A 24,308-nucleotide genomic window follows, 5' to 3' on the forward strand; every position below is an offset into this window, starting at 1 on the left:
GGCTTTGACAATTCTGCAAAACTTCTAATGCAGAACTTTTTTCATGGAAATCCCTTACCCAACCCCATCCCTCAAATCCATCACCAGAACTACTCCCGTTCCAAAATTCTGACCATCCCTTTGGCACTGCCACTGACCAGAAATTGTCCATTGGGACTATAAACTAAGGACATGACGGCCCCACTTTCTTCCGTCAACGCGCAGACTAATTTACCCGTGGGTAAATGCCAGATTTTGACCGTCCCATCGGCGCTGCCGGTGGCGAATGTGTTGCCATCTGGGGCGATCGCAACTGCGGTGACGGGTCCTAAATGGGCGCTCAGACTCCACAGCAGTTCTCCCGTTTCCAAATTCCAGAGTTGAATACTGCCATCGCCACTGCCACCGATCAGGAGTTGTTGGGGAGAAATGACGATCGCTTCTACCGCCTCTAAACTGCCATTGAGCACCGACATTGGCTGTTTGGTTTCAAACTGCCACAGAGTAATCGTGCCATCTCCACCGCCTCGGGCGAGAATTTGACCATCGGGGGAAATGGCGAGGGAAAAGATGGGTCCGGTATAGTCCGTGAGGGTATCAATTAATTCCGCTTTGGACAAATCCCACAGTTTAATTGTCTCGTCAAAACTGCCACTAATGAGGGTGTTGCCATCTGGGGCGATCGCCAAGGCGCGGACGGAACCTCCATGTCCCGTGAGGGTTTCTTTGGGATTTCCTGTGGGGAGTTCCCAGAGTTTGATGGTTTTATCCCAACTGGCAGAGGCGAGGGTTTTGCCATCGGGGGCGATCGCAATGGCAAAAACCCCGCGTTTATGTTCGGCAAGCACTTGCAACAGTTCGCCTGTGGCAAGTTTCCAAAGTTTAATACTGGTATCAAAACTACCCGTTGCCAGGATTTGTCCATCGGGGGTAATTCCTAGCGATCGCACCCAGTCCGCATGGGCGGGCAAACTGTGGCGACAGATCCAATTCTGGGCCGTGGGTTCCGAGGGTGCCGCAAATGACGGCAGGACGATTTTCGATGAGGGCGGTTTGGATTTAGCGGGTGCAGAAGGGGTTGCCGATTGGGGGGGTTCCGGGGTGGCAGGTTCCGGTGTGGGGGGTTCCGGTTGGGGGCGCGGTGGGGGCGAGGGGACTACGATTTGCGAGGTTAATTGGGAAATTGCCTCCTCCACTCGTTCTAAGCGGTAGGCAAAGGATGAGCGATTCAGATAGGCGATCGCATTGCCCAGACTTTCATCCAACAGGGCATATTGCTCTTTCAACCCGGCGATTTCCCCCTGAATCTGGGAGAGGTTGAGCGATTCTAACTGCGCCAACCGGGTTTGCAATCGGGCGAGTTCCTCCGGGGACCCGGTAGGGACAGGGGGGCGAGTGCCTTCCTCCATTTCGACTTGAGGGAGGGGAAATTGCTTTTGCGCTTCCACTCGTTGGGTGAGCATCTCCAGTTCTTCCGCCAATTGGCGATGCAGGCGATTTGTGGTGCCACTGACGCGGCGAGTTTGGTGTTCCAGGCGATACCGGACGATCGCATTCAGAATCAGGGAACAACAAATCAGAGGGGCGGCGACATAGATGGCCCCATTAAAAAAGACCGCCACTATCGACGCCACCACTGACGCGAACAAGGAAGCATATTCTGCGGTTTCTAGCCAATGACGGTGATTTGACATGGAGTCCTTCGCACCCACCGAATCCTATATTACAGTTGCCATTTTATCAAAAATCGCCCTAATCTTGCCATTTTATAAAGAAATGTTGATATAAGGGGGGTAAAAATTTTTCAGTCAAACCCGACACAATTGAGCATGAATTGCCCAAATAATTGTTATCCCGACTAACAAGGATTCCTCTAGTTTCAACCCTGAGCATTTGAGCCTTAACCATAGGGAAAAAGATAAACCGGGAGTTGAATCAATCCGATTTTTGGGGTTTGGCCCCATCGTGATTGATTCAATCTGCTATGAACCGGCAAAATACCCACCCTAAAAGTAGGGGGGGATGGAAGGTTACAATCCGAGAAATAGTTTGGCAATATTAAAGTAAATGAGTACCCCCAAAACATCGACAGCGGTTGTAATAAACGGCGCTGACATCAGAGCGGGATCTAACTTGATGGCGCGGAATAAAAACGGCAGGGCCGAACCAGATACCGATGCCAAAATTGAAATAGCAATCAGAGAGATGCCGACACAGAAAGCCACCTGAATATTGACTTGCAAGAGGAAATAAGCCCAAATGGTGGCCAGGATTCCCAAAATTGTTCCCAGTAATGCACCGGCAATTCCTTCTCGAAAGACCACCTTTAGGGGTCCGAGTAAGCGAATTTCATCGGTATTCATCCCGCGAATCACCACCGTGGAAGACTGGGCACCAACATTTCCTCCAGTCCCCGTGAGTAGGGGGATAAAGGCGGTGAGCACGACGACTTGCTGCAATAAGTCTTTTTGGGAATTAATAATTGATCCGGTAACGGTATTGGTGAGCAATAAGACAAACAGCCAGACGACACGCCGTCGCGCCACTGTCCATAAACTCATTTCAAAATAATTATCCCCATCAGACTGGACCCCACCCAAGGCATAAATATCTTCGGTGGTTTCCTGTTCCATAATGTCGATCGCATCATCGATGGTGATGACCCCGACTAAGCGTTGTTCGCGATCGACCACGGGGATCGCTAGAAAATCATAGCGTTGAATCAAGCGCGAGACTTCCTCTCCGTCGGTATCCGTATGGACGAATACCACATCCCGAGTCATAATTTCACTAATTTTTTCCTCGGGGGAACTAATCACCAAGTCCCGCAGGGAAACGATGCCGGTTAAGCGGCGATCGCTATCCATGACGTAGAGGTAATAAATAATTTCCGCTACTGGCGACAGGGTGCGAATCCGTTCTAAGGTTTGGCTGACGCTCATATTTTCCCGGACGGAAATATATTCCGGGGTCATGATTCTCCCGGCAGTTCCCGATTCATAGCCCATCAGCAGGGCGGTAGACTGCCATTCCGTGGGAGACAGTTGTGCCCGCAAGCGGCGCACGACTTTTGAGGGCAACTCATCCAGTAGTCGGGCGCGATCGTCCGGGGACATATTGCCAATGATATCCAGAACGTCCTGGCGCTTGAAGTCTTCTAAAAGCACCTGTTGGACGCTGGTATCGAGATGTTCATAAACTTCCGTTGCTTCCTGTTTGGACAACAAGCGAAAGGCGATCGCCTGCATCGCTTCAGGCATTCCTTCGATCGCTTCGGCGATATCCACAGGTTGAACCGGGACTAAAATCGCTTTAGCTCCCTGGAGGTCCCCATTTTTGAGGAGGGCTTCCAGTTGCGATCGCACTAAGTCAGGTATTTCTCTCCGCGACAGGGTCCCGAGGGGAGAGGATATCGGTTGAGGTTCAGTCACTTTAAACTCCCTGGATCCAGTCCGATCACTATTCTATACAATTTAAGGGGACAAGAACTCGTCACCCCAGGGGAAACAGGGCGCATCGAAAGGGATATCTTCAGTGGTTTCCCAGTCATGCCGCACCTCCCAGAAGCTGCTGTGCCACCGTTAAATAAATTAGCACCCCCAGGACATCCACTGCGGTGGTAATAAAGGGCGCTGACATTAAAGCGGGATCAAATCCTACCCGATAGAATAAAAACGGCAGGGCAGATCCGGCGAAGGAGGCAAGCATGGTAATCGCCAGCAAACTCACGCCCACGGAAATAGCAACGAGCAGATTTCCCGCGAAGAAATAAGCCCAAACGGTGACAACAAGGGACAGCATTACTCCTAATAACCCCCCGGCAGTCGTCTCCCGTCCGATAATTCTCCAGGCTTTTCCTTCCCGAATGGCATGGAGATTTAACCCCCGAATCACCACAGTGGAGGACTGTGCACCCACGTTCCCCCCGGTGTCAATTAATAAGGGAATAAAAGCCACAAGTGCAACCACTTGTTCGAGAATATCTTCTCGGGCGCGAATCACTGCCGAGGTGGCGGTATTGGTAATTAATAAAATCAACAACCACACCACCCGCTTGCGCGCCACGGTGAATATGTTGGTTTGAAAATAGTTTTGTCCCCCACTTTCCACCCCACCGAGGGCATAAATATCTTCCGTGGTTTCAGCTTCCACCACATCCATGACATCATCCACGGTGATAATGCCCACGAGACGCTGTTCGCTATCAACCACAGGTAAGGCTAGAAAATCATAGCGCTGAATTAATCTTGCGGCTTCTTCGCGGTCGGTTTCCGTGGAAACAAAGACGGGTTCTCGCCGGGTAATTTCTGATAACAGTTGTTCCGGTTCCGACACGACTAAATCTCGCAAAGAAATTGTGCCGATTAAGTGCCGAAAGGCATCGGTCACATAAAGGTAATAAATGATTTCGCTGACATTGGCTAAGTTTCTAATTCGGTCTAAGGCATTTTTGATGGTCATGTTTTCTTTGACCGCGATATATTCCGGAGTCATCATTCTCCCAGCGCTATCTGGGGGATAGCCTAAGAGCAAGGAGGTGGTTTGGCGTTCTTCGGGACTGAGTTGTTCGAGGATGCGCTTGACCACTTTGGCTGGCAATTCATCAAATAACCGGGTACGGTCATCCGGGGACATTTTATCGACAATATCCAGAACATCTTGGCGTTTAAATTCTTCGATTAAGGCGTATTGCACACTGGAATCCAGATATTCATAAACCTCGATCGCCTCTTCTTTGGATAACAACCGAAAGGCGATCGCTTGCATGGTTTGCGGTAATCCTTCAATCGCCTCGGCGATATCTGCCGGTTGGACTGGAACCAGTAAGGCTTTTGCTCCCGGTAGGTTATGTTGTTCGAGTAACGCTTGCAATTGCGATCGCACGAGTTGGCGTAATGCGTCTCGGGTTGTCGGCTGGACGGACGGCAATTCAGTATTATTATCGTTCATGCTCCACTCTCTAATGGGTTCTATATTTCGGAGTGTGGTTGGGCGGTTTTTCCCCAATCTATAGAGTCTAATGCAGCCGAAATCAGGCAACAGAATCTCTAGGTTTGTTGCGATCGCTGTTGCAGAATTCCCATTCATGATATTTCCAAGCGCATCCAGTTCGCGGTTGACCAAGGGTTTATTTCCATTGGCGATCGCGACCCAAAACGCTAACCAAAATCAGCAACAGGGACTGTAAATTTGCATCCGGCATCAGGTTAGGCTACCTGTGGGTTAGCCTAACCTTCACCCTTCGTTTAAATCTTTAAGCGTTCGGTGATTCATGATTCATCTCCATTCCTAACATGACCGCCCTCTTCCCCGGGGGTCACGAGATGAACTATGAAAACTCCCAGATGGAGTCACCCTAGGTCATTTCACTGACTAAACCGCCCGGTTGTGGGGAAACGGTCGAGGTTCGTCTAAAGGCTCGTCAGCCATCGAGTCTGCCTGAGTAATCGTTGCAATACAACTACTACCAGAGCTTTCCACTTGAGTATTCCTTACTTGTTTAAGTTGCGTTTAAGACTGGGAAGTTCAGAGGGTTCTGAAAGCCCTTTTTTCTTATACCACTCTTCAGAAAACAGGTCAAGCTTTTTTTTGATTTTTTTACAGGAAAGGTTTTCCAATATTCCCATCGGGTCAGAAGTTGGGTGGACATTGCCCGGACTTCTGACCGTTTGCTGACCGCTAAAACTCCCTAATGAGAATCGCTGTATCCCGTTTTTAAGGGGAAGATTTCCGAAAAAATTGCTCTAGTTTTGAGCATTTTTCCCGGCAATATCTCGGGTTTAAACGACCAAAACAGGAACGCGACTCCCCGCTAAAACCCCTTGATACACCGACCCAACTGCTGCCCCTTCTTCCTCTGGATTAGGGCTTTTTCCAATGACAATCGCCGTGACCGAATGAGCTTGAGACCGGGCCAAGATTGTCTCCACAACTTCACCTTTTTCGGTGATAAATCGATGGCGAATATCCGCTAAAACTCCCTGAGTCATCTCCTGAATCCCTTGGATTTCCTCCGGGTCGTCTTCCGTGACTACATACAAAACAATCGCCTCTCCATGACTCCGGCGAGCTAAATCTGCCGTTTGTTTCAAAACTTCCATTGCCCCCACTGAACTATCCACCGCTGCCAAAAACAGAGTCCGAGCATTCACGGTCACTTTTGTTGGGTCTACTTCTCCTTTTTGTAGCAATTTCGGAGCAAACGTTGGAATTGCCCAAGCCCCCAAAGGAGCGGTCACTAAAATTGCTAAGGCAGCAATGGCTAAAATAATTTCACCCCCTTCAATGCCATAAGCTAAGGGTAACGCACCCAAGGCTGCCTGCACCGTTGCTTTCGCAGAATTTCCCGGTAATAGAAACAATTTTTCTTGCCAATTCCAATTACTTCCTGCTGTAGAAAGTGTCCAACCAATAGTCCTTCCGATTAATAAACCCACCGCTAAAATAGTCAAGCCCGGTAACAACATCTCTCCCAAAACTCGGAGTTGAATACTCGCCCCCATTAACACAAATAAAACAATTTCCGCCACAATCCACAGAGTATTAAATCCATTCCGAAGTCTGCGGGCTAGGGGTGCATCCAGTTCGATTAAAAAGAATCCCATCGACATCACCGCTAAATACCCGGAAAAATAAGGGAATTGGCGGGCAGCAATCACAGCAATTGCCGCTACAACGGCGGCAATTAAGACATCTTGGACGGAATTTTTACTCCAGCTTTGTCGTTCCAGGAGGGAGACTAATAATTGGGCGGCTAAATAACCGGCAACGATTCCTAAAACCACCTGGATAATGGCTTGGAAGGGAAGTAATAAGAGGGGATTGAGTGAGAGTCCCCAAGGTAATATAATTCGCTCTAGTTCCCCTTGTTGGAGGAAATTCAAGAGTAAACTAAACCCGAGTAAAAGCACAACATCGGAGAGGGCAGACCCGGTTAAAATGGCGTCGGGAATGCCTTTTTTGACGCCCCAACCCAAGCGTTTGAGACGCAACATTCCCGGGACAATCACGGCGGGAGATTCGGCAGCAATAATGCATCCAAGGAGTAATCCAGTTAATAGGTCAAACTGGAAGAGAAACACCGAAGCAATAGCGATCGCCCCAGCTTCCAAGATAGCGGGTAAAATGCCTAAGCGCAGGGCCACGGTTCCTTGTTCCGCCAACTTGTCGCGATCGAGTCCCAGTCCCGCTTTCATCAGGATAATCATCACCGCCAGGGTTCTTAAATCGTCCGCAGCAGCGAGAATTCCCGATTCTAGGCGATTTCCGACTTCGGGACCGAGGATGACTCCCACCAAAATCATGCCAATGAGTGGGGGTGCACCGAGGCGACGGGCGAATTGACCCGCAAAAAAGCCCATCCCGAGGATCCAAATTGTACTGATTAACATTCGTTATGCTCCTGAACAGGTGTGGATGGCTGGTCCAGGAGTGGATTGATGCGATCGCCCTACCTCCCGGCATTCAGCCAAGAAAGGTAGGAGCCATCAGCCGTTCAGCCCCCATTGGGATCGCTGAATCGGCGGTTATGGCGAGCTCCATCGCCTTCAATCTTAAATCAGGAGTTAATATAGCATAAATTTCAGCAACAATCCATAGATTGACTCTTTTTTTTGCTCGGACCGAATGACTCAAAAATCATCCCCCCTGCTTCCCCAATCTCTTTCTGGAGATAGAATCCACCGGAGGATTAAGTTTTGTAAAATTCACAGCAAGCGGGAATTTAACAGGAGTTTTTTCATGTCCCAGTACGATGTAATTATCATTGGAGCCGGTCATAACGGCTTAGTCTGTGCGGCTTACCTTTTAAAAGCGGGTAAAAGTGTTTTACTATTAGAAAAACGTTCCGTTCCTGGGGGTGCAGCAACGACGGAAGAATCTTTACCGGAAGAAGCACCAGGGTTTAAATTTAACCTCTGTGCGATCGATCATGAATTTATCCATCTCGGGCCCGTAGTGGAAGAATTAGAACTGAAAAAATACGGATTAGACTATCTGTATTGCGATCCGGTTCTCTTTTGTCCCCAACCCGATGGCAAATATTTCCTGGGGCATAAATCCGTAGACCAAACTTGTCGGGAAATTGCCCGTTACAGTGAGCGAGATGCCCAGAAATATGGAGAATTTGTCGAATATTGGCAACGAGTTTTGAATGCGATCGCCCCCATCTTCAACGCCCCGCCTAAATCCATTATCGATATCACCGGCAATTATAATTTTGATAAAATTAAAGACTTGCTATCCTTACTGGGAACCCCCGATAAAATCCTAGATTTTGTCCGAACCATGCTCAGTAGTCCTCAAGATATGTTAGAGGAATGGTTTGATACCGAAGTCGTCAAAGCACCTTTAGCGCGACTCGCCGCAGAAATGAGCATTCCGCCCTCACAAAAAGGGATGTCTGTGGGTGCAATTATGATGGCAATGCGGCACAATCCTGGGATGGCAAGACCCCGAGGAGGGACTGGTGCACTCACCCAAGCGTTAGTGAATCGAGTCAACAGTCTCGGGGGGGAAATTTTGTGCGATCGCGGCGTTGAACGTATTTTAGTGGATAATGGTCGCGCCGTCGGTGTCCGCGTGGACGGAGGTCAAGAATATCGCGCCAAAGAAGGGGTTATTTCTAATATTGATGCCAAACGAGTCTTTTTGGAATTAGTCAATCCGGGAGATATTGATTCCCGCGACCCCAACTTACGCGATCGGGTAGACCGCCGCATTGTTAACAACAATGAAAGCATCCTCAAACTGGATTGTGCCCTCTCAGAAATGCCCCGATTTGAAGCCTACAATCACCAAGATGAGTATTTAATTGGGTCCGTAGTCATCGCTGATTCTGTTCATCATGTGGAAGAAGGTCATAGTTTCTGTCAACTCGGCAAGATTCCTGATGAAAATCCCTCCATGTATGTAGTCGTTCCCACAGTTCTTGACCCCTCAATGGCCCCAGAAGGAAAGCATACCCTCTGGGTGGAATTCTTCGCTCCTTATCAAATTCATGGCGCAGAAGGAACCGGACAAAATGGCACCGGATGGACTGACGAACTCAAAAACAAAGTGGCCGATCGCCTGATTGATAAACTGTCCGATTATGCGCCGAATATCAAAAATTCCATTATTGCGCGCCGGGTAGAAAGTCCAGCAGAACTGAGCGATCGTCTCGGGTCTTATAAGGGAAATCACTACCATATTGACATGACCTTAGACCAGATGATTTTCTTCCGTCCTCTGCCGGAAATTGCCAACTATAAAACTCCCATTGATGGGTTGTTTTTGACCGGCGCTGGCACTCATCCAGGGGGTTCAATTTCCGGAATGCCCGGACGGAACTGTGCCCGGGTATTTTTATTCCAACAGCAACCCATGAGCCAAACTTTAAAAGATGCGACCAATTCGGTTAAATCAATGGCGAATTCTGTATTTAATTTGTCCAGTTAAAGCTGGCAAACTGTTTTATTCAAGATTTTTTGGACGACGGCAAGGCCTAATACCCACCCCGTCTTAATCGTCTAAATTTCTAATGGGTTGACAAAGAGCGTGGCTCAATCTCCGGCCCCTCCCCAAAACACAGGGGAGGGCTATAGCATTTGATTTACTAAAAAACCATAAACCGTAAGGTTGACAGCATTTTTTGGCCACCCCGATTTACCTGGCAAATCAACCCATATTCCGCAGGTTGAATTAAGTAAATAATATTTCTGGCAGGAGGACCCTAGGAACGGGTAGTCCTAAATATGTAATGATTCGTTCATGGACAGTAAAATTGTTGTTTTACCCAATAAATCTGAAGCCGACATTATTAGCAAGGCTTTTTTTCAAGAATATTTTGATATCAGATTTGACACCGGCTATTGCGTACACATCGCTCTCGGTGGAATTGAAACTCTAAAGAGGGGAATTGTTTATCCCAAATTATGTTTTGCCACATTATTTTACGACACGATCGGTAAAATGCTAATGATCCAATTTCACGAAAGGATGAAATAGCAAAGTTTCCAGCCTCAAGTGAAAGCGCATCGCGTTTAAACCCACGACGATTGAGCGTTGTGGTTTTTTGTTTCGGCAATTCAGGTTATTCCTTAACCACGGGTTTATTTGCGGGAGGGAAAACGAACCGCATTAACACCTCATGCACCAACAAAGCCACAATAAATCCCGGACAAACCTCGTAGAGGATGTTAGAATAGCCCAAAATCCGCCAGATCGCCGTCGTCATCACTCCCGCCACCATCATCGCGCTCAACGCTTTATAATTCGTGCGCCGATGGATTAATAGAATCAGCATAGCAGGACCGATAGAAGCCGACACCGCGCCTGCACCAAACAGAACGAGCGTAAACACCGACGCCGAGATATATATCGTGGCGATCGCCGCGACAATTCCCACCACTAACGTCATACCTTGCTCGTATTTCACCCCATACTTTCGCGACATCTTCCGATACAAAGCCGGGGAAATATCCCGCGCCAACGCACTGGAACACACCAAAAGCTGCGAGTCAGCAGTAGAGGCAATCACCGAAAAAACGCCCGCTAAAACAATCCCGACTAACACGGGCGGAAAATTTTGCATCGCATAAAATGCTAACGCTTGTTCCGGATCGTCGATCGCCGGAATTAACGCCCGAGAAATCACCCCAAATAAAACCATCGCCGTCCATGTGGAATAGAGATAGGCTAAATAGATCCACCGCGCTTGTTTTGCCTCTTCGGGACTGCGACTGGCGAGCAGTCTGACTAATACGTGGGGTTGAGAAAGATCGAACCCGAAACCGAAAAAGAAATATCCGACTAAATACGCCAGTAAAGTCCAAGACGTAAATCCAGCAGTGAAACTCGTCAGTTGCGGGTCGATCGCATTCAATTGTGCGATAATTTCGGAAACGCCACCCCCAGCAACGAGCGCCACAATCAGCATTCCCAACGACACGAAGATTACCACAAATGCCTGCACCACATCCGTCCAAATTGACGCTCTCAATCCTCCGGTGACGCAGTACACCAAAATCGCACCCGCCGCAATAAACGTACCGATGGTGGGATTCACCCCAAAAAACACATCCAGAGTTTTAGCCGCCGCTGCAAATTGTCCGGAGGTGGAAGCCCCGATAAAAATAACCGTAATCGCCGCTACAATGAAGGTGACAATCCGTTTTCCTTGTGGCTTTTTTGCCATCGATCCGACTAACTCCGGAACGGTTTGCGCGTTGCGATCGACAGACAATTGATTGATTTTATCGGGGAAAAACATCCAGAAGAGAAAATCCCCGAAAAAGTAGGCGATCGGCATCAGGAGGGCTGAAATTCCCATCATGTACGCCATGCCAACCGCTCCCACCATAATCCACCCGCTATTGCCTGTAGCACCCGCACTCAGGGCGATAAAGAATTTGCCAAAGGAGCGATTTCCCAACAAGTAATCGGTTTCGGTATGGTCGGAAGCTTTGGCAGCGAGAGCGCCGATCCATAAAAATATGACCAGAAATACTGCAAAGCTGACGATGGTAATTACCGAGTTCATTAATTTTTTATTTTAAAAATACTGCTATGAAAAACTTTTTAAAATTTTATCATAATAATCAGGCTAACGCAACCCATAAACAGTGAAGAGTTTAAGCAGGTATTATGTGAATATAACACGGTTTTTGAAAAGGGTAGAAGCTACGCCAACGGAAATCGTCGCTTAATTGGGTTTGAAGTATTGTAAGTCTATTCCAACTGAGATCTTGCACCATTCTCAACACCGGCGGGGGATAAATCCCCCGCCTCATAGCTAAAGTCGGTTAAAAACCGACTGCAAGCCTTATCCAGTGGTGTTTTCAGTCGGTTTCAACCGACTTTAGCTGTTAGGCGGGGGTTTGAACCCCCGCCGGTTGTTGCAACAGGTGCAAGATGTCAGTTCCAAGCAATTTTTCACCCGAACTCTAGAAAGGCTCGTCAGATGACTAGGACTTCCGCAAATTTTGGGGAGAACCACTAGATCTAGTCGGGGCGATCGGGAGCGAGACCCGACCAAATATAGTGTTGATGCGTAAGTCTTGATCGCATTACAAAACGTTACATTACAATACATTACAAAACCATCGGTGAATGAGATCGGGTAGTAGAATCCAAATGCTGCTAGCAAAAGGAGATCGTAGTGACCGCCCGATTTACAGAGGCCGAGGTCGCCTCATTTTACGCTTCTGGCGATAACGTCGAGCGCTGCTTTGGTGATTTAGGAGGATACCTGCATTGGGGGTATTTTCCCGAGTCTGTCAGTTCGGAGCTTACAGATCTCGTCCGGGCTTGTGAAAGATGGAATGAGTATATGCTAACCCGCACTCAGATAACATCGCAGTCGCGGGTATTAGATGTGGGATGCGGTAATGGGAATACTGCCATCTGGTTGGCTCGACAAACCGGGTGTGAGGTGGTAGGAATCGATATCAGCGCCGGTTGCATCGAGCGGTGTCGCCAGCAGAGCGAAGAAGAACCATCCCTACGGCTTCATTTCGAGCGAGGTTCTGCCACCGATCTGCCGTTTGAGAGCGGCAGTTTTACTCACGTTTGGAGTCAAGCGGCGTTGTTTCATCTCGCCGATCGCCCGCGAGGGTTCCAAGAAATCCAACGAGTCTTACAAGAAAACGGAATATTTGTCTTTGACGATTTGGTGATGGCAACTGAAAGCGGCAGTTCGACGCAGCAAAATTTGCGCGATCGATTGCGATCAAACGCTATCAGCAACACTAGAGAAGATATAGAACTTCTCGCTCAACTGGGTTTGGTGGTATTAGAAAAGGTGGATTTAAGTTCCCATCTAAAAAAAAGCTACGAAATTCTGTTGCGCGAAGGAGGATCTCAATTGACACCATTGGCTGAGTGTGCACGAGAAGTCATGGCAGCTATTGATCGCCGGGAGATGGGATGGTGGTTTTATCAATGTCAAAAAATCAGCGATCGCCTGCCTTGGATTCATGACAACAAGACTACGGAAGAATTGCGGAAAAAATACGATGCCTGGGCACCCATTTACGATGCGGACTTGGAGAAATCCTGGGTGATGCCCACTCATGCCGTTCACCTGCTCCAAGAAGTCTGCCCCGATCGAGAGATCCGGATTTTAGATGCGGGTGCGGGAACCGGAAAAGTGGGAGAAGCCTTGGCGAAATTGGGATACAAAAATATCACGGCGTTCGACTTATCAGAAGAAATGCTTGAGGTCGCTCGTAAAAAACAAGTTTATACCGCTCTTTACCCGGCAAACTTGGAAGAACCGCTGACATTTTGCGATAGAGAAATCTTTGATGCGATCGCTGCAATTGGTGTATTTACTTACGGCCATGCCAGTCCAGCAGGCTTGTCAAATCTCTTGCCGCTTTTGAAACCGGGGGGCATATTTATTGTCACAGTGCGAGCTTCAAATCAACCCATGCAAACCGCATTTGAGCAACTTTCCTGGCAATTAATTCGCAAACAAAATTATGGGTTTGACAACGAAACATTTTATGTGTTAGCTTACAAAAAAATAGACCTGCTAGATTAAAAGAGGGTGGGTGAAATAAAGCAAACAATTGTCTTGACGACGAATAGTGAACTAAGAGGATTAAATCCAAATGGTCAAGCAAATCAAAAAGCTGCCAGTGTCGGAACTTGAATTTCAAATGTTCGTTCTCGACGAACTGGCTGACGAGTTACTCAGCCAAGGAAAAGATCTCATCAAATTGACGATTGGCATTTCAGAACTAGAAATTCCCCAATCCGTTCGTAATGTCTTCTCAGACACAATTTTTGACTACGATAAAACCCATCGGGTCTATCCCCAAGGCATTCCCGAGTTGAGAACCGCAATTGCTGATTATTACAACCAGCAGTACCATGTCAATACTCGACCGGAAAATACGATTGTCAACGTCGGAACCAGCGCAATTTTTCGCAATCTGTTCCAAGTTCTCTGCAAACCCGGACAAGAAATTTTGCTTCCCAAACCCTATTACTGCCTCTATTTACTCAGTGCAATTTTAGCGGATGCAAAGCTGACCTTCTACGACATCGACATCGAGACTCGCACGATTGATTTTGACTCTTTTAAGGCTGCCTACAACCCAGATAAAACGGCTGTTGTTGTTATCAACAACCCCGGCAACCCGATAGGGAACGTCATTACCAAAGATGAGATCTTGGAAATCAACCGTATTGTTGCTGGGCGATCGTACATTGTCAATGACGAAATTTACAACAACACATTGTTTTATTCCGAATACGAATGTCCTCTCGCTTATTTAGATGAGTTTCGGGACGCGAATATTGTCACCAATGGTTTTTCTAAAGGCTTCCGAATGTACACGAAGCGGGTGGGATATGCAATTTTGCCCGATGACCTAATTATGCCCATGCGGATCGTCCAGCAACACACGCTGCTGACTCACGATCCGGTGAACCAGCAGGGTGCTATTGCCGCATTACAGGATTTGGAAAGCCCCAAAGAATTGACCCAAATCTATAAATCTCGCGCCGAATATTCTTACACGCAACTGCAAGAAACTGGGTGCGAGCCGATTAAAGCAGAAGGTGGATTTTACATCGTTCTTGACTGCGATCGCTGGGTCAAAGAAAAGGGAATGGAGTCTTCTAAAGACTTAGCAGTTGATATTGCCAAAACAGTCCACGTAGCAACAGTACCTGGAACGGACTTTGGCATTCCGAATGGATTGCGTTTGAGTTTCTGCACCTCCCGGTATAATGAAGGCATCGATCGCCTGCGCGATTATTTTACTCGCTAGATTCCATTAGATTCAATATCGGTAGCAATGGAAATTTTACAATTTCCATTGCTACCGCTCGCCCCTAAAAAGCAACATCTGCCAATTGAACGGAGGAAATAAATGGCTGTATATGACGACATTAGCGACGCTTACGACCTGGTTTATACCGATGTAGACAAAAAAATTCCATTTGTTAGCAACCTCCTCAAAAAGCACCAGCGGCAACATATTCTCGAACTCGGCAGCGGTTCGGGTTTGTTTACCATCCCTTTGAAAGAAAAAGGATTTAATATTGAAGGGTTGGAAATTAGTCCGCAAATGATGGCTGTCACTCAAAAAAAATCCCCGGATCTGATTCTACATCAAGGGGATATGAGAAACTTCTCTTTAGAGAAGCAATTTGATGCTATTTTGGCATTGAGTTCGGCGTTGACATTGCTATCCAACCACGAAGAAATCGCTCAGTGTTTGCAGCAAACCTTCCAACATCTAGTCCCCGGAGGAGACTTCATCATCGAACTTCCGAACCATCCCCTCGAAATTGCCAACAGTAATGGCACTCAAGAAGTCCATTGCAATAACGATCGCTCCATTGTCGTTGTGATTCAAAGCCAAAAAGCCGATGAACTTTGGCGGGAATGCTGGCATATTTTCCGAGCCAGTGCAGAAGGGTTTCAGCACAAAGAAGTTCTGTGCGATGAGTTTCTCTATTCTCCCGATCGCCTAGAAAAACAACTGCTAGAAACCGGATTTAAAATTGTCGATCGCTACGGAGATTTGTTGGGGTCGGCATTTGACGAAGCCACATCTTGGCGGCGAGTGTTGGTTTGCCAAAAACCTTAATTGTTGCTGTCACCAAAAGAAAGAGGAAAACCACGGTCGTGAAACCTAAAATTGTGACGACGGATGCCAATATGTATATGCTTCGCCATGTCGCTGAAGAATTAAACGAAATAGGGAATGCGATCGTCACAGAAGACGATCGCGAAGAAACGCTCCTGCGCCACATTCAAGATGCAGATTTGCTCGTCGTGTGCTATGCAAAAGTCACGCGCAACATTATCGCAGCAGCTAAGTCCCTCAAAGGCATTATCATGTGGGGGGTTGGAGTCGATAATATCGATATCGAAGCGGCGACTGAACGCAACATTCCGGTTGCCAACTGTCCGAATTACGGCACAAACACTGTCGCTGATTTTACCTTTGCATTAATGCTGGCTTTAGCCAGGAAAGTCATCGATCTCGATCGCCAAATGCGAGAAAGAGATTGGTTGTGGCCCAATTTTCAATATGCAGGAACTGATGTCTTTGGTAAAACCATCGGTTTGGTGGGTTGCGGTCGCACTGGAAAAGCCGTCGCTCGCCGCTGTCGGGGTTTCGACATGAAAATTCTGGCTTACGACCCCTATGTTTCGGAGCGATCGCCGGGTGTCGAAGGGATCGAATTTGTTCAACTCGACGAACTCCTAACCCGTTCCGATTTTGTTTCTATTCACTGTCCTCTGACACCAGAAACAAAAAATATGCTCGATCGCCAGTCTTTTTCTAAGATGAAATCTTCCGCCTTTCTCCTCAATGTTGCCAGGGGAGAAGTCGTTGATGAAATGGCACTCGTTGAAGCCTTAGAAACAGATGCAATTGCCGGAGCCGGGTTGGATGTTTTTTCTCAAGAACCCTTACCGGCCAACCATCCTTTTTTCCGCACGAAGAACCTCATCCTCGCTCCTCATTTTGCCTACTACACTCGCGAGGCCGATATCCGACTCGATCGAGAAGCATTGCAAGCCATTCGCGACCTCCTTCAAAATCGTTCCCCAGAAAGTTTGTTGAATCCAGAAATTTTAACCCCTTCCCGCTAACAAGCTGACAATTGTTCCTTCAACTGCTATCCGAGCGGGAAACTTATCAACCCATGCAAGACGATACCAACTATCAAGCCTTTAAACAACGAATCCAATCCTATTTAGCTGAAAAACAACGTCACCGATTTGTAGACTTTTCTAAGCGAGAGCGTCGTAGCGATCTCCCCTTGTCGGCGATCGCGGCGATTTCTGGGGGAAAATACATGACCCATTGGCAAGGAATTGAGGTTTTCAAAGACCCCCTAGACGTAGTTATTTACCAGCAACTCATTGCCGAATTATCCCCTAAAACCATCTTTGAGTTGGGCACTTATACGGGTGGCACCACCTTGTGGATGGCAGATTTGTTGAATACCTTAGACATTGACGGACAGATCTACACTGTTGATATTGATGGCAGTTTGCCGGATGATAAAGTCAAAAAACATCCCCAAATTACCTTCATTGAAGGCGACCTAAATCGGATAGATTCTGTCTTTACCGACGAAATGCTGACCCAATGTCCCCATCCCTGGCTAGTCATTGAAGATGCTCATATTAACGTCGTGGGAGCTTTAGAATTTTTCCACAAGTGGATGCAAAGTGGAGACTATTTTATTGTGGAAGATACCAATCCCGATTCTCCAGCAATTTCAGGAATGGGGTTGTTTGAAGATATGGAATACGTTCCCTTTGGACTGGGAAAACTCAAGGAACTCGAACAATTCATGCAAGTTCGCGGTGACGATTACCGAGTCGATTCCTATTATACCGATATGTTTGGCTTCAATGCCACCTGGAATTGGAATGGTTTTTTGAGACGGAACTAATGTTAGCCTGTCTGTCAGGGGTTGAGCGCAGGAGCATGAGGTTGTTCTCTACGAATCCCCTGACAGTTAGGCAATTGGCAGTGGCAGGCAACGGTTAGGATTTCCCTAAATTGTAGAGCCGAGTAAATCTATGATAAGACTCCCGCACCCCGATCGATTTAGCGGCTGCTTAATTGGACAAGCTCTCGGTGATGCCGTTGGCTGTCGGGTTGAAGGCTATGCCGAAGAGGTTTGCCAAAATTATGTGAATTACGAACTAATGTAAGACTTGATAGAATATAGCGTTTCTCATCTCCATAAGGTACCGCGATGGCGGACCCAAACCGTCGGCGGCCCAGAACGGGAAAGGGGCTTTGAAACGTACCTCATGAGGCCACCGAACCGCTATAATATGGCTCAAGCCCTACGTCGCACGAGATTTGGCCTTAAACTACTTAAGGAGTTGTTCAGAATGAAATAGCCCTGTATATAAGAGTCTTGAGTTCTCAAGTTTTTTCAAAAAAGTCCCCTCACTTTCTCCGTAAAGGCTATCGGTTAACACCGATTCTATTTAAAATCCAAGGCGGACTATTTCTTCAACTAATTCGGCGACAATTTGGGGTTTTGTTTTATAGGTATCTCCTTCTTTTAAGCGCTTTTGAGGTTTGAATAATTCAAATAATAGAGGGCAATTTATTCCGTCAAGTAAGCCGTAAGCAACTACAGATACAATGCCGTTTTCCACCTGTACTAATCAATTGATGTATATATTGACGGGTTACGTAATTCGTTTTATTTCCTTTTTTGGGCCGCTTGTTTCGTTAATAATTACCTGAATTTTTTGGTTTTTCAAATATTTTAAAATCACCTCAATCTTGGAGTATTTTATATTTTTAAGTTCCAAGTAGAGCGAGTTAAAAAATGATGTAATTCTTGTTCATTTTCTAAACCCACGACTTTCCATCTCTTCGGTAATGTCTTTCCTTTTATTTCGGACAACATTCCTACATGAATATTCTTAAATGCCTGATAAGTTCTAACGGATGGAAACAGGTTTCTATAGTTTTTACAATATTCATCAATTAGAGGGAGGGTAGGCTTCGCTTGTTTTGGTGCAATCATAGTCCTGCTCTGGCTTTCAGCCACTTTTTCTTCATTATACCCGAACCAGAGTGATGGAAGAGGGATACGCCACAGTGGTCAATATCTTGTACAATAATGTTGGATGCTATGTCTGTCATGGTTTGAAAATATTCCATTCTCTCCTATTCTACCTGCGGAATGTGGGATCAAGAGCATGATTTCTTGAGTTATGGAGATGATTGTTTATTTCAACCGTTGGCCCCTTACCGTAATTATTTATTTCTTTCATCGATTAATAGAAGAGGAGCGATCGCTTTGATAGATATTTACATTCTCGATATGCTGGCTCTCGGCTTATTACTGCTCTCGGTCACTGTGTTTTCGGGGTGGATTAAACGATTGCCGCTTTCTTATGCCCTGATTTATTTAGCTGTGGGTATTTTGATTGGTCCTTATGGGCTGAAATTAGTGGTGGTACGCCCGGATGCGAATTTTTTGGAGCGATTGACCGAGTTAGTTGTAATTATTTCGTTGTTTAGTGGCGGACTAAAAATGAATCGTCCGCTCAAGTTTTGGGCGTGGCAGACAACGGCGCGATTAATTGGATTTTTGATGCCGATTTCCATTGTGGGAATCGCCCTTGTCGGGCACTGGTTTTTGGACTTGGATTGGGGGGCGGCGATTTTACTTGGGGCGATTCTTGCCCCCACAGACCCGGTTTTGGCCTCGGAAGTTCAACTGGCTCATGTTGAGGATAAAGATGAACTCCGCTTTGGCTTAACATCCGAAGGCGGATTAAATGATGCCTTGGCTTTTCCGTTTGTTTATTTTGGGTTATATGCGTTAAAAGATAGCAATTGGAACAACTGGATTTATGATTGGTTGGTGATTGATTTGATTTGGGCGCTCGCCGCTGGTATCGGCATGGGAATTGTCGTCGCTTCGGCCATTGTTTGGGTTGAAACACAATTGCATCGCGTTCGTCCCGTGGATGAACTGATGCAAGATTTTATTGCCTTGAGTACCATTTTACTGGCCTATTCCCTGACTGAAGTGATTAACGGATATGGGTTTGTCGCGGTATTTGTCGCGGGAATGACCGTCCGCAGAAGCTACAGCCGCGATTCACAACGGACCGAGTCTCAACTGAGATTAACGGAACGGGTGGAAAAACTCCTAGAAGTAGGAACTATCTTATTACTCGGTTCTCTGCTGAGAATAGAACCGAGTTTAAAATTTGCCGGAGATACTTTAATCGTGGCGGGATTTTTGTTATTTATTATTCGTCCCCTGGGGACTTGGATTAGTACCATTGGCGCAAATTTTCATACCTCAAAACGGTTATTGATGGGGTGGTTTGGGATTCGGGGCGTGGGTTCCGTCTATTATCTCACCTATGCGATGGGCAAAGGGTTGCAAGGAGAAACCGGGGAAAAAATCGCTTGGATTGTGTTTCTGACTCTGGTGATTTCGGCGATTGTGCATGGAATTACTGCGACTCCGTTGATGAATTGGTATGAGTCGAAGTTGGAGAAAAGAAAGGTAACTCTAAGAGGCGATCGCCCCTGATGAAACTTCTCAAGGGATTGGTGTAGTTTTCGGGTTTGTGGGATGGCAACATCCCCATAATTTATACCGAGTTCTGACTAAAATTTCTGAAGAGTTTAAAAAATATTTGACGGAATCTAAAGTTTTATGTTCAGTGTGATTTGACAAAAAAACAGTTTTGGGTGTATAACAATTAGAATTGTTATACACCCAAAACTGCCTTTAAATTTAGAAGTAATTGTAGGGTGGGCATTGCCCACCGAACATAAAGTGGGCAATGCCCACCCTACAATTACGAATCAAATTACGCTTAGGCTGGGCGCTGGCGACGCTTTTTCAGGAATGCCAGTCCACTCGCTCCTAACCCTAGTCCTAAAACACTCAAGGGTTCAGGAACGGCTTCGGCATTTCCCACCTTAATTTGATAGGCGAGATTGGAATTGCTAGGACGAGTATCGCCCCAGGACATGATGGAGGTCCCTTCTAAGGTGAAACTATCAGTTACCCCACTGATTCGTAGGTATTCCATGCTGTCACTCCAATTGCTGGTTCCAGCGATCGCCAGGGATTGGGAGAGAGGATTGCCATTAAAGACTAAATTGGCGATCGCAATGCTGCTTTCTGACACCGTTGCTCTAGCGCGGATAAAAATGTCGGAAACTGCATTATTATTCGCGATCGAGTTTAAAACGGTATTCCCGACTTGATAGCTAATATTGCGAGTTGTCGCATCATACATCAGCTTAAACAGCGTTGGCAGTCCACTGGTCCAGACATAATTTGCTTGATCCGAGGTGGCGGTAGAGTGATTAATCCCATGAAAATTTAATTCATGAGTGCCATTCATCGCATTGTTACCGATTCGCCCTTCGGCAACAAAGGCTAAGTTCGGGTTAAGTGCGTTAAAATCATTATCATCATTCACAAAGCTGATGCCAAAAGCTCCAGCAACAGCCGGGAAGCTGGCGAGTCCGACGGTTGCCACAAGGGGGGCTAATAAGAATTGAGTAAAATGTTTCATGGCGGTCTTTCCTGAGTGTTTGGATGTCCCGATCGCTCCGATTCTATTCGCTAAACTAGAATTATTCCAAACAAAATAGACTCACTTTACTAAATCTTCAAAAAAGCCGGTCAGATTGGGGGAAATTCACCGAATAAACATTACAAAAGCTAAGTCCCTGGCCGGGAATTGCCCCGGACAATCTGCCGGGTGAATTCGGGCAAGGGTACTGCACTTTGCCCGGTTCTTGGACCCGTACAAAAAGTCCATCCCCAATCCAATCCAGCGCCAATTCTGTGCGCCGTCCCTAGCGATCTTTCTTCGTATAGATGCCAGACTGAGAGAAAAATGCTGCAATGGGGGTATTGTTACGGATTAGAGACATGACCCAACGAGTTTTGATTATTGGCGGACGGGGACGCATCGGCAGCAGCATTGCCGAAGATTTGATCGCCCATACCGATGCAGAAATTACGGTCACCGGACGGGACAAGACACCGGGAAAATCAGGGGATCAGACCCTGGGCGATCGCCTGAAGTTTAGGGCGGTCCATTTAGACGATCGCGCCGGGTTGGAACAGGCGATCGCCGACAGCGATCTGGTTGTTCATAGTGCCGGACCCTTCCATCACCGCGATGCCCGAGTCCTCCAACTCTGCATCGATCGCGGCGTCAACTATACCGATGTTAGCGATAACCGAGGATTCACCCGCAGAGCCCTGGCATTGCAAGACTCCGCCGAAAAAGCAGGCATCACCGCTGTCATTAATACCGGCATTTTCCCCGGAATTTCTAATAGTATGGTTCGCCAAGGGGTCGAACAACTGCAAGAAGCCGATCGCATTCATTTAAGCTATGTTGTGGGTGGGTCAGGCGGTGCCGGAGTCACCGTCATGCGAACCACCTTTTTAGGCTTACAAAACCCCTTTGATGCCTGGATTGATGGTCAATGGCAACAGGTTAAACCCTATACCGATCGCGAAACCATCGAATTTCCCCAACCCTACGGCAAGGTGGGAGTTTACTGGTTTGATATGCCCGAAGCCTTTACTTTACCCGACTCCTTCCCCGTCAAAACTGCCATTACCAAATTCGGCACCTCCCCGGATTTGTACAACCATTTAACCTGGATGGTGGCGAATTTATGGCCCTCAGCCGCCCTGAAAAATTCTGCCGTAGTCGAATTTTTATCTCAAGTCAGCTACCGGATGACGGGAGTCACGGACAAATTTAGCGGGACTGGGGTGGCAGTGCGATCGCAAGTCAATGGACGCAACGCCGCAGGACAACCCGCCACGGTTTGCAGTGCCGTAGTTCATCATAGCGCCGCTGTTGCCACCGGAATTGGCACCGGAACCATCGCCGAACTATTGCTGAATGGAAAGATTAACAAACCCGGTGTCTGGCCCGTAGAACAAGCCTTAACTACCCCGTTGTTTGAATCAATTATGACAACGCGGGGAATCGAGATCGCTCATCATTGGCTGTAAGCTGTCCCTATCTATCTTAGCCCGGATTAATCATGCACACTTGTCTGAATTATATTGAGGGTCACTGGTTACCCCCTGCCTCTGGGGAAACAATGGAAAGTCGCAATCCCGCCCATTGGCGCGAACTGGTGGCAACCTTTCCGCGATCGGGGGACATTGATATAGAAATGGCCGTCACTGCCGCCCGCCGTGCCTATCGCACTTGGCGACGAGTTCCGGCACCAGAACGGGCGGAATTTTTATACCGATTTGGGGAATTATTAAGCGATCGCAAAGCAGAAATCGCCTATGTAATGAGCCAGGAAATGGGAAAACCCCTGACTGAAGCCAATGGCGATGTCCAAGAAGGCATTGACTGCGCCTTTTATTATGCCGGAGAAGGTCGCCGTCTGTTCGGACAAACCACCGCCTCGGAAATGGATAATAAATTTGCGATGACGGTGCGAATGCCGATTGGCGTCTGCGGGTTAATCACCCCTTGGAACTTTCCCCTCGCCATTCCCTGTTGGAAAGCCATGCCTGCCTTAGTCTGCGGCAATACCCTCGTCCTGAAACCGTCGGAAGAAACCCCTGCGGTGACTCACTTGCTGTTTGAAGTTTTCCATGATGCCGGATTTCCCCCGGGAGTCGTCAACCTGGTGCATGGGTTGGGAGAAGAAGCGGGAAAAGCCTTGGTAGAACATCGCGATGTCAATTTAATTTCCTTAACCGGGTCCTCACAAACGGGCGCAGAAGTGGCGGCAATCTGCGCCAAACAGCACAAGCGGGTTTGTTTGGAACTGGGGGGCAAAAATGCCCAGGTGGTGATGGAGGATGCGGATTTAGAATTAGCCCTAGAAGGCGCAATCTGGGGCGCTTTTGGCACCAGTGGGCAACGGTGCACGGCCACCAGTCGCCTTCTACTCCATCGGGATATTAAGGATAAGTTTACCACACTGCTGGTCGATCGCACCCGAAAACTCCGTCTGGGACCCGGAACGGACCCGAATACCGATATCGGGCCGATTGTCAATGCTACGCAACTGAATACGATTGAGGAGTATATGGAAATTGCCCATCAAGAGGGAGCGCAGGTTTTAATCGGGGGCAATCGCACAACGGAGGGAATGCTCACGGGGGGATTCTTTTTTGAACCAACCATCCTGGATGGGGTGATGCCGCATATGCGGGTCGCCCGGGAAGAGATTTTTGGTCCGGTGGTGGCGTTGATAGAAATTTCTTCCTTTGAAGAGGCGATCGCCATTCTCAATGATACCTCCTACGGGTTATCTTCTTCGGTTTATACTCGCGATGTGAATCGAGCATTTCAAGCCATACGGGATATTGAAGCCGGAATCACTTATATTAATGGTCCTACCATTGGGGCCGAGGTGCATTTACCCTTTGGCGGCGTTAAACAAACCGGCAACGGCCATCGGGAAGCGGGGACAGCCGCCCTGGATGTGTTTACGGAATGGAAAACAGTCTATGTAGACTTTTCCGGACGCTTACAACGGGCGCAAATCGACAATCGCGGGTAACTTAAGTAATAAAACCGGCATCCTGAGATGATGCCGGTCGGTGGGGTTTATAATGATAGCCCTCTCCAAAGATAAATTTCATCACCCCCAAACCATAATGGAATGTAGCCGCGCTTCGAGAAGCGCCCGTCCAAAGATAAATTTAATCACCCCAAAACCATAATGGAACTCCAAAAAATAAAACCTTCAAAAAACCCGCACCCTGAAGGGTGGGGCTACACGGACAAAGCCCGCCTGCGCGGGCTAAAAGAGCCTTGTTAGGTGCGATCGCATCAAAGCAAGGATGATTTATTT

Annotated in this window: 18 protein-coding genes and 1 riboswitch; of the genes, 10 read left to right on the forward strand and 8 right to left on the reverse strand. The window is 47.4% G+C overall.

Features of this window, described 5'->3' with window-relative positions; translation table 11 throughout:
- Positions 1-89: 89 nt before the first annotated feature.
- The 4 genes from NG833_RS13860 to NG833_RS13875 form a co-directional block, all read right to left on the reverse strand.
- Complete coding sequence (locus tag NG833_RS13860) at positions 90-1,673, reverse strand: WD40 repeat domain-containing protein (RefSeq protein ID WP_254565878.1); 1,584 nt, start codon at positions 1,671-1,673, stop codon at positions 90-92.
- A 336-nt stretch (positions 1,674-2,009) separates the two neighbouring features.
- Positions 2,010-3,410, reverse strand: coding sequence for a magnesium transporter (gene mgtE, locus NG833_RS13865; protein WP_254565879.1), 1,401 nt, complete (start codon positions 3,408-3,410; stop codon positions 2,010-2,012).
- A gap of 115 nt (positions 3,411-3,525) precedes the next feature.
- Complete coding sequence (gene mgtE / locus NG833_RS13870) at positions 3,526-4,929, reverse strand: magnesium transporter (protein ID WP_254565880.1); 1,404 nt, start codon at positions 4,927-4,929, stop codon at positions 3,526-3,528.
- An 830-nt stretch (positions 4,930-5,759) separates the two neighbouring features.
- Positions 5,760-7,370 carry a sodium:proton antiporter gene (locus NG833_RS13875; RefSeq protein ID WP_254565881.1) on the reverse strand — a complete coding sequence of 537 codons (1,611 nt, stop codon included), beginning with the start codon at positions 7,368-7,370 and terminating at the stop codon, positions 5,760-5,762.
- 80 nt (positions 7,371-7,450) lie between these two features.
- Positions 7,451-7,534, reverse strand: a riboswitch (Fluoride riboswitch).
- A gap of 185 nt (positions 7,535-7,719) precedes the next feature.
- Between NG833_RS13875 and crtO the strand changes: the two genes are divergently transcribed.
- Entirely contained in the window at positions 7,720-9,417 is a 1,698-nt protein-coding gene (gene crtO / locus NG833_RS13880) for a beta-carotene ketolase CrtO (RefSeq protein ID WP_254565882.1), read from the forward strand.
- Between the two features lie 634 nt (positions 9,418-10,051).
- Here crtO and NG833_RS13885 read toward each other — a convergent pair.
- Positions 10,052-11,500 (reverse strand): sodium/proline symporter, encoded by a 1,449-nt coding sequence (locus NG833_RS13885; RefSeq protein WP_254565883.1) that lies wholly within the window; start codon positions 11,498-11,500, stop codon positions 10,052-10,054.
- Positions 11,501-12,118: 618 nt separating this feature from the next.
- On the opposite strand from NG833_RS13885, the gene NG833_RS13890 reads away from it, so the two are divergent.
- The 6 genes from NG833_RS13890 to NG833_RS30430 all read left to right on the forward strand — a co-directional run bounded on the left by NG833_RS13890 (position 12,119) and on the right by NG833_RS30430 (position 17,659).
- Positions 12,119-13,504: a methyltransferase domain-containing protein gene (locus NG833_RS13890; RefSeq protein ID WP_254565884.1), complete on the forward strand. Its 1,386-nt coding sequence runs from the start codon at positions 12,119-12,121 to the stop codon at positions 13,502-13,504.
- 70 nt (positions 13,505-13,574) lie between these two features.
- On the forward strand, positions 13,575-14,741 hold the full coding sequence (locus NG833_RS13895; protein ID WP_254565885.1) for a pyridoxal phosphate-dependent aminotransferase: 1,167 nt from the start codon (positions 13,575-13,577) through the stop codon (positions 14,739-14,741).
- 102 nt (positions 14,742-14,843) lie between these two features.
- A complete protein-coding gene (locus NG833_RS13900) occupies positions 14,844-15,566 on the forward strand; it encodes a class I SAM-dependent methyltransferase (RefSeq protein ID WP_254565886.1) in 723 nt (240 codons plus the stop codon).
- Between the two features lie 38 nt (positions 15,567-15,604).
- Complete coding sequence (locus tag NG833_RS13905; RefSeq protein ID WP_254565887.1) at positions 15,605-16,582, forward strand: 2-hydroxyacid dehydrogenase; 978 nt, start codon at positions 15,605-15,607, stop codon at positions 16,580-16,582.
- 53 nt (positions 16,583-16,635) lie between these two features.
- Positions 16,636-17,394, forward strand: a complete 759-nt coding sequence (locus NG833_RS13910; RefSeq protein WP_254565888.1) for a CmcI family methyltransferase — start codon at positions 16,636-16,638, stop codon at positions 17,392-17,394.
- A gap of 130 nt (positions 17,395-17,524) precedes the next feature.
- Positions 17,525-17,659 (forward strand): hypothetical protein, encoded by a 135-nt coding sequence (locus NG833_RS30430; protein ID WP_256555972.1) that lies wholly within the window; start codon positions 17,525-17,527, stop codon positions 17,657-17,659.
- Positions 17,660-17,944: 285 nt separating this feature from the next.
- On the opposite strand, the gene NG833_RS13915 is transcribed toward NG833_RS30430, so the two are convergent.
- Both NG833_RS13915 and NG833_RS13920 read right to left on the reverse strand, forming a co-directional pair.
- The gene (locus tag NG833_RS13915; RefSeq protein WP_254565889.1) at positions 17,945-18,118 is read right to left on the reverse strand and encodes a hypothetical protein; all 174 of its coding nucleotides are present in this window, start codon (positions 18,116-18,118) and stop codon (positions 17,945-17,947) included.
- 140 nt (positions 18,119-18,258) lie between these two features.
- Complete coding sequence (locus NG833_RS13920; protein WP_254565890.1) at positions 18,259-18,519, reverse strand: hypothetical protein; 261 nt, start codon at positions 18,517-18,519, stop codon at positions 18,259-18,261.
- Positions 18,520-18,771: 252 nt separating this feature from the next.
- Here NG833_RS13920 and NG833_RS13925 point away from each other — a divergent pair, with 252 nt between their 5' ends.
- Positions 18,772-20,025, forward strand: a complete 1,254-nt coding sequence (locus NG833_RS13925; protein ID WP_254565891.1) for a sodium:proton antiporter — start codon at positions 18,772-18,774, stop codon at positions 20,023-20,025.
- Positions 20,026-20,314: 289 nt separating this feature from the next.
- Here the strand turns inward: NG833_RS13925 and NG833_RS13930 are convergent, their stop codons facing one another.
- Complete coding sequence (locus tag NG833_RS13930; protein WP_254565892.1) at positions 20,315-21,025, reverse strand: choice-of-anchor W domain-containing protein; 711 nt, start codon at positions 21,023-21,025, stop codon at positions 20,315-20,317.
- A 362-nt stretch (positions 21,026-21,387) separates the two neighbouring features.
- Between NG833_RS13930 and NG833_RS13935 the strand changes: the two genes are divergently transcribed.
- Both NG833_RS13935 and NG833_RS13940 read left to right on the forward strand, forming a co-directional pair.
- Entirely contained in the window at positions 21,388-22,494 is a 1,107-nt protein-coding gene (locus tag NG833_RS13935; RefSeq protein WP_254565893.1) for a saccharopine dehydrogenase family protein, read from the forward strand.
- A 32-nt stretch (positions 22,495-22,526) separates the two neighbouring features.
- On the forward strand, positions 22,527-24,014 hold the full coding sequence (locus NG833_RS13940) for an aldehyde dehydrogenase family protein (protein WP_254565894.1): 1,488 nt from the start codon (positions 22,527-22,529) through the stop codon (positions 24,012-24,014).
- Positions 24,015-24,308: the final 294 nt, after the last annotated feature.

This window comes from Oscillatoria sp. HE19RPO (assembly GCF_024220515.1).
Classification (GTDB): Bacteria; Cyanobacteriota; Cyanobacteriia; order Cyanobacteriales; family Laspinemataceae; genus Laspinema.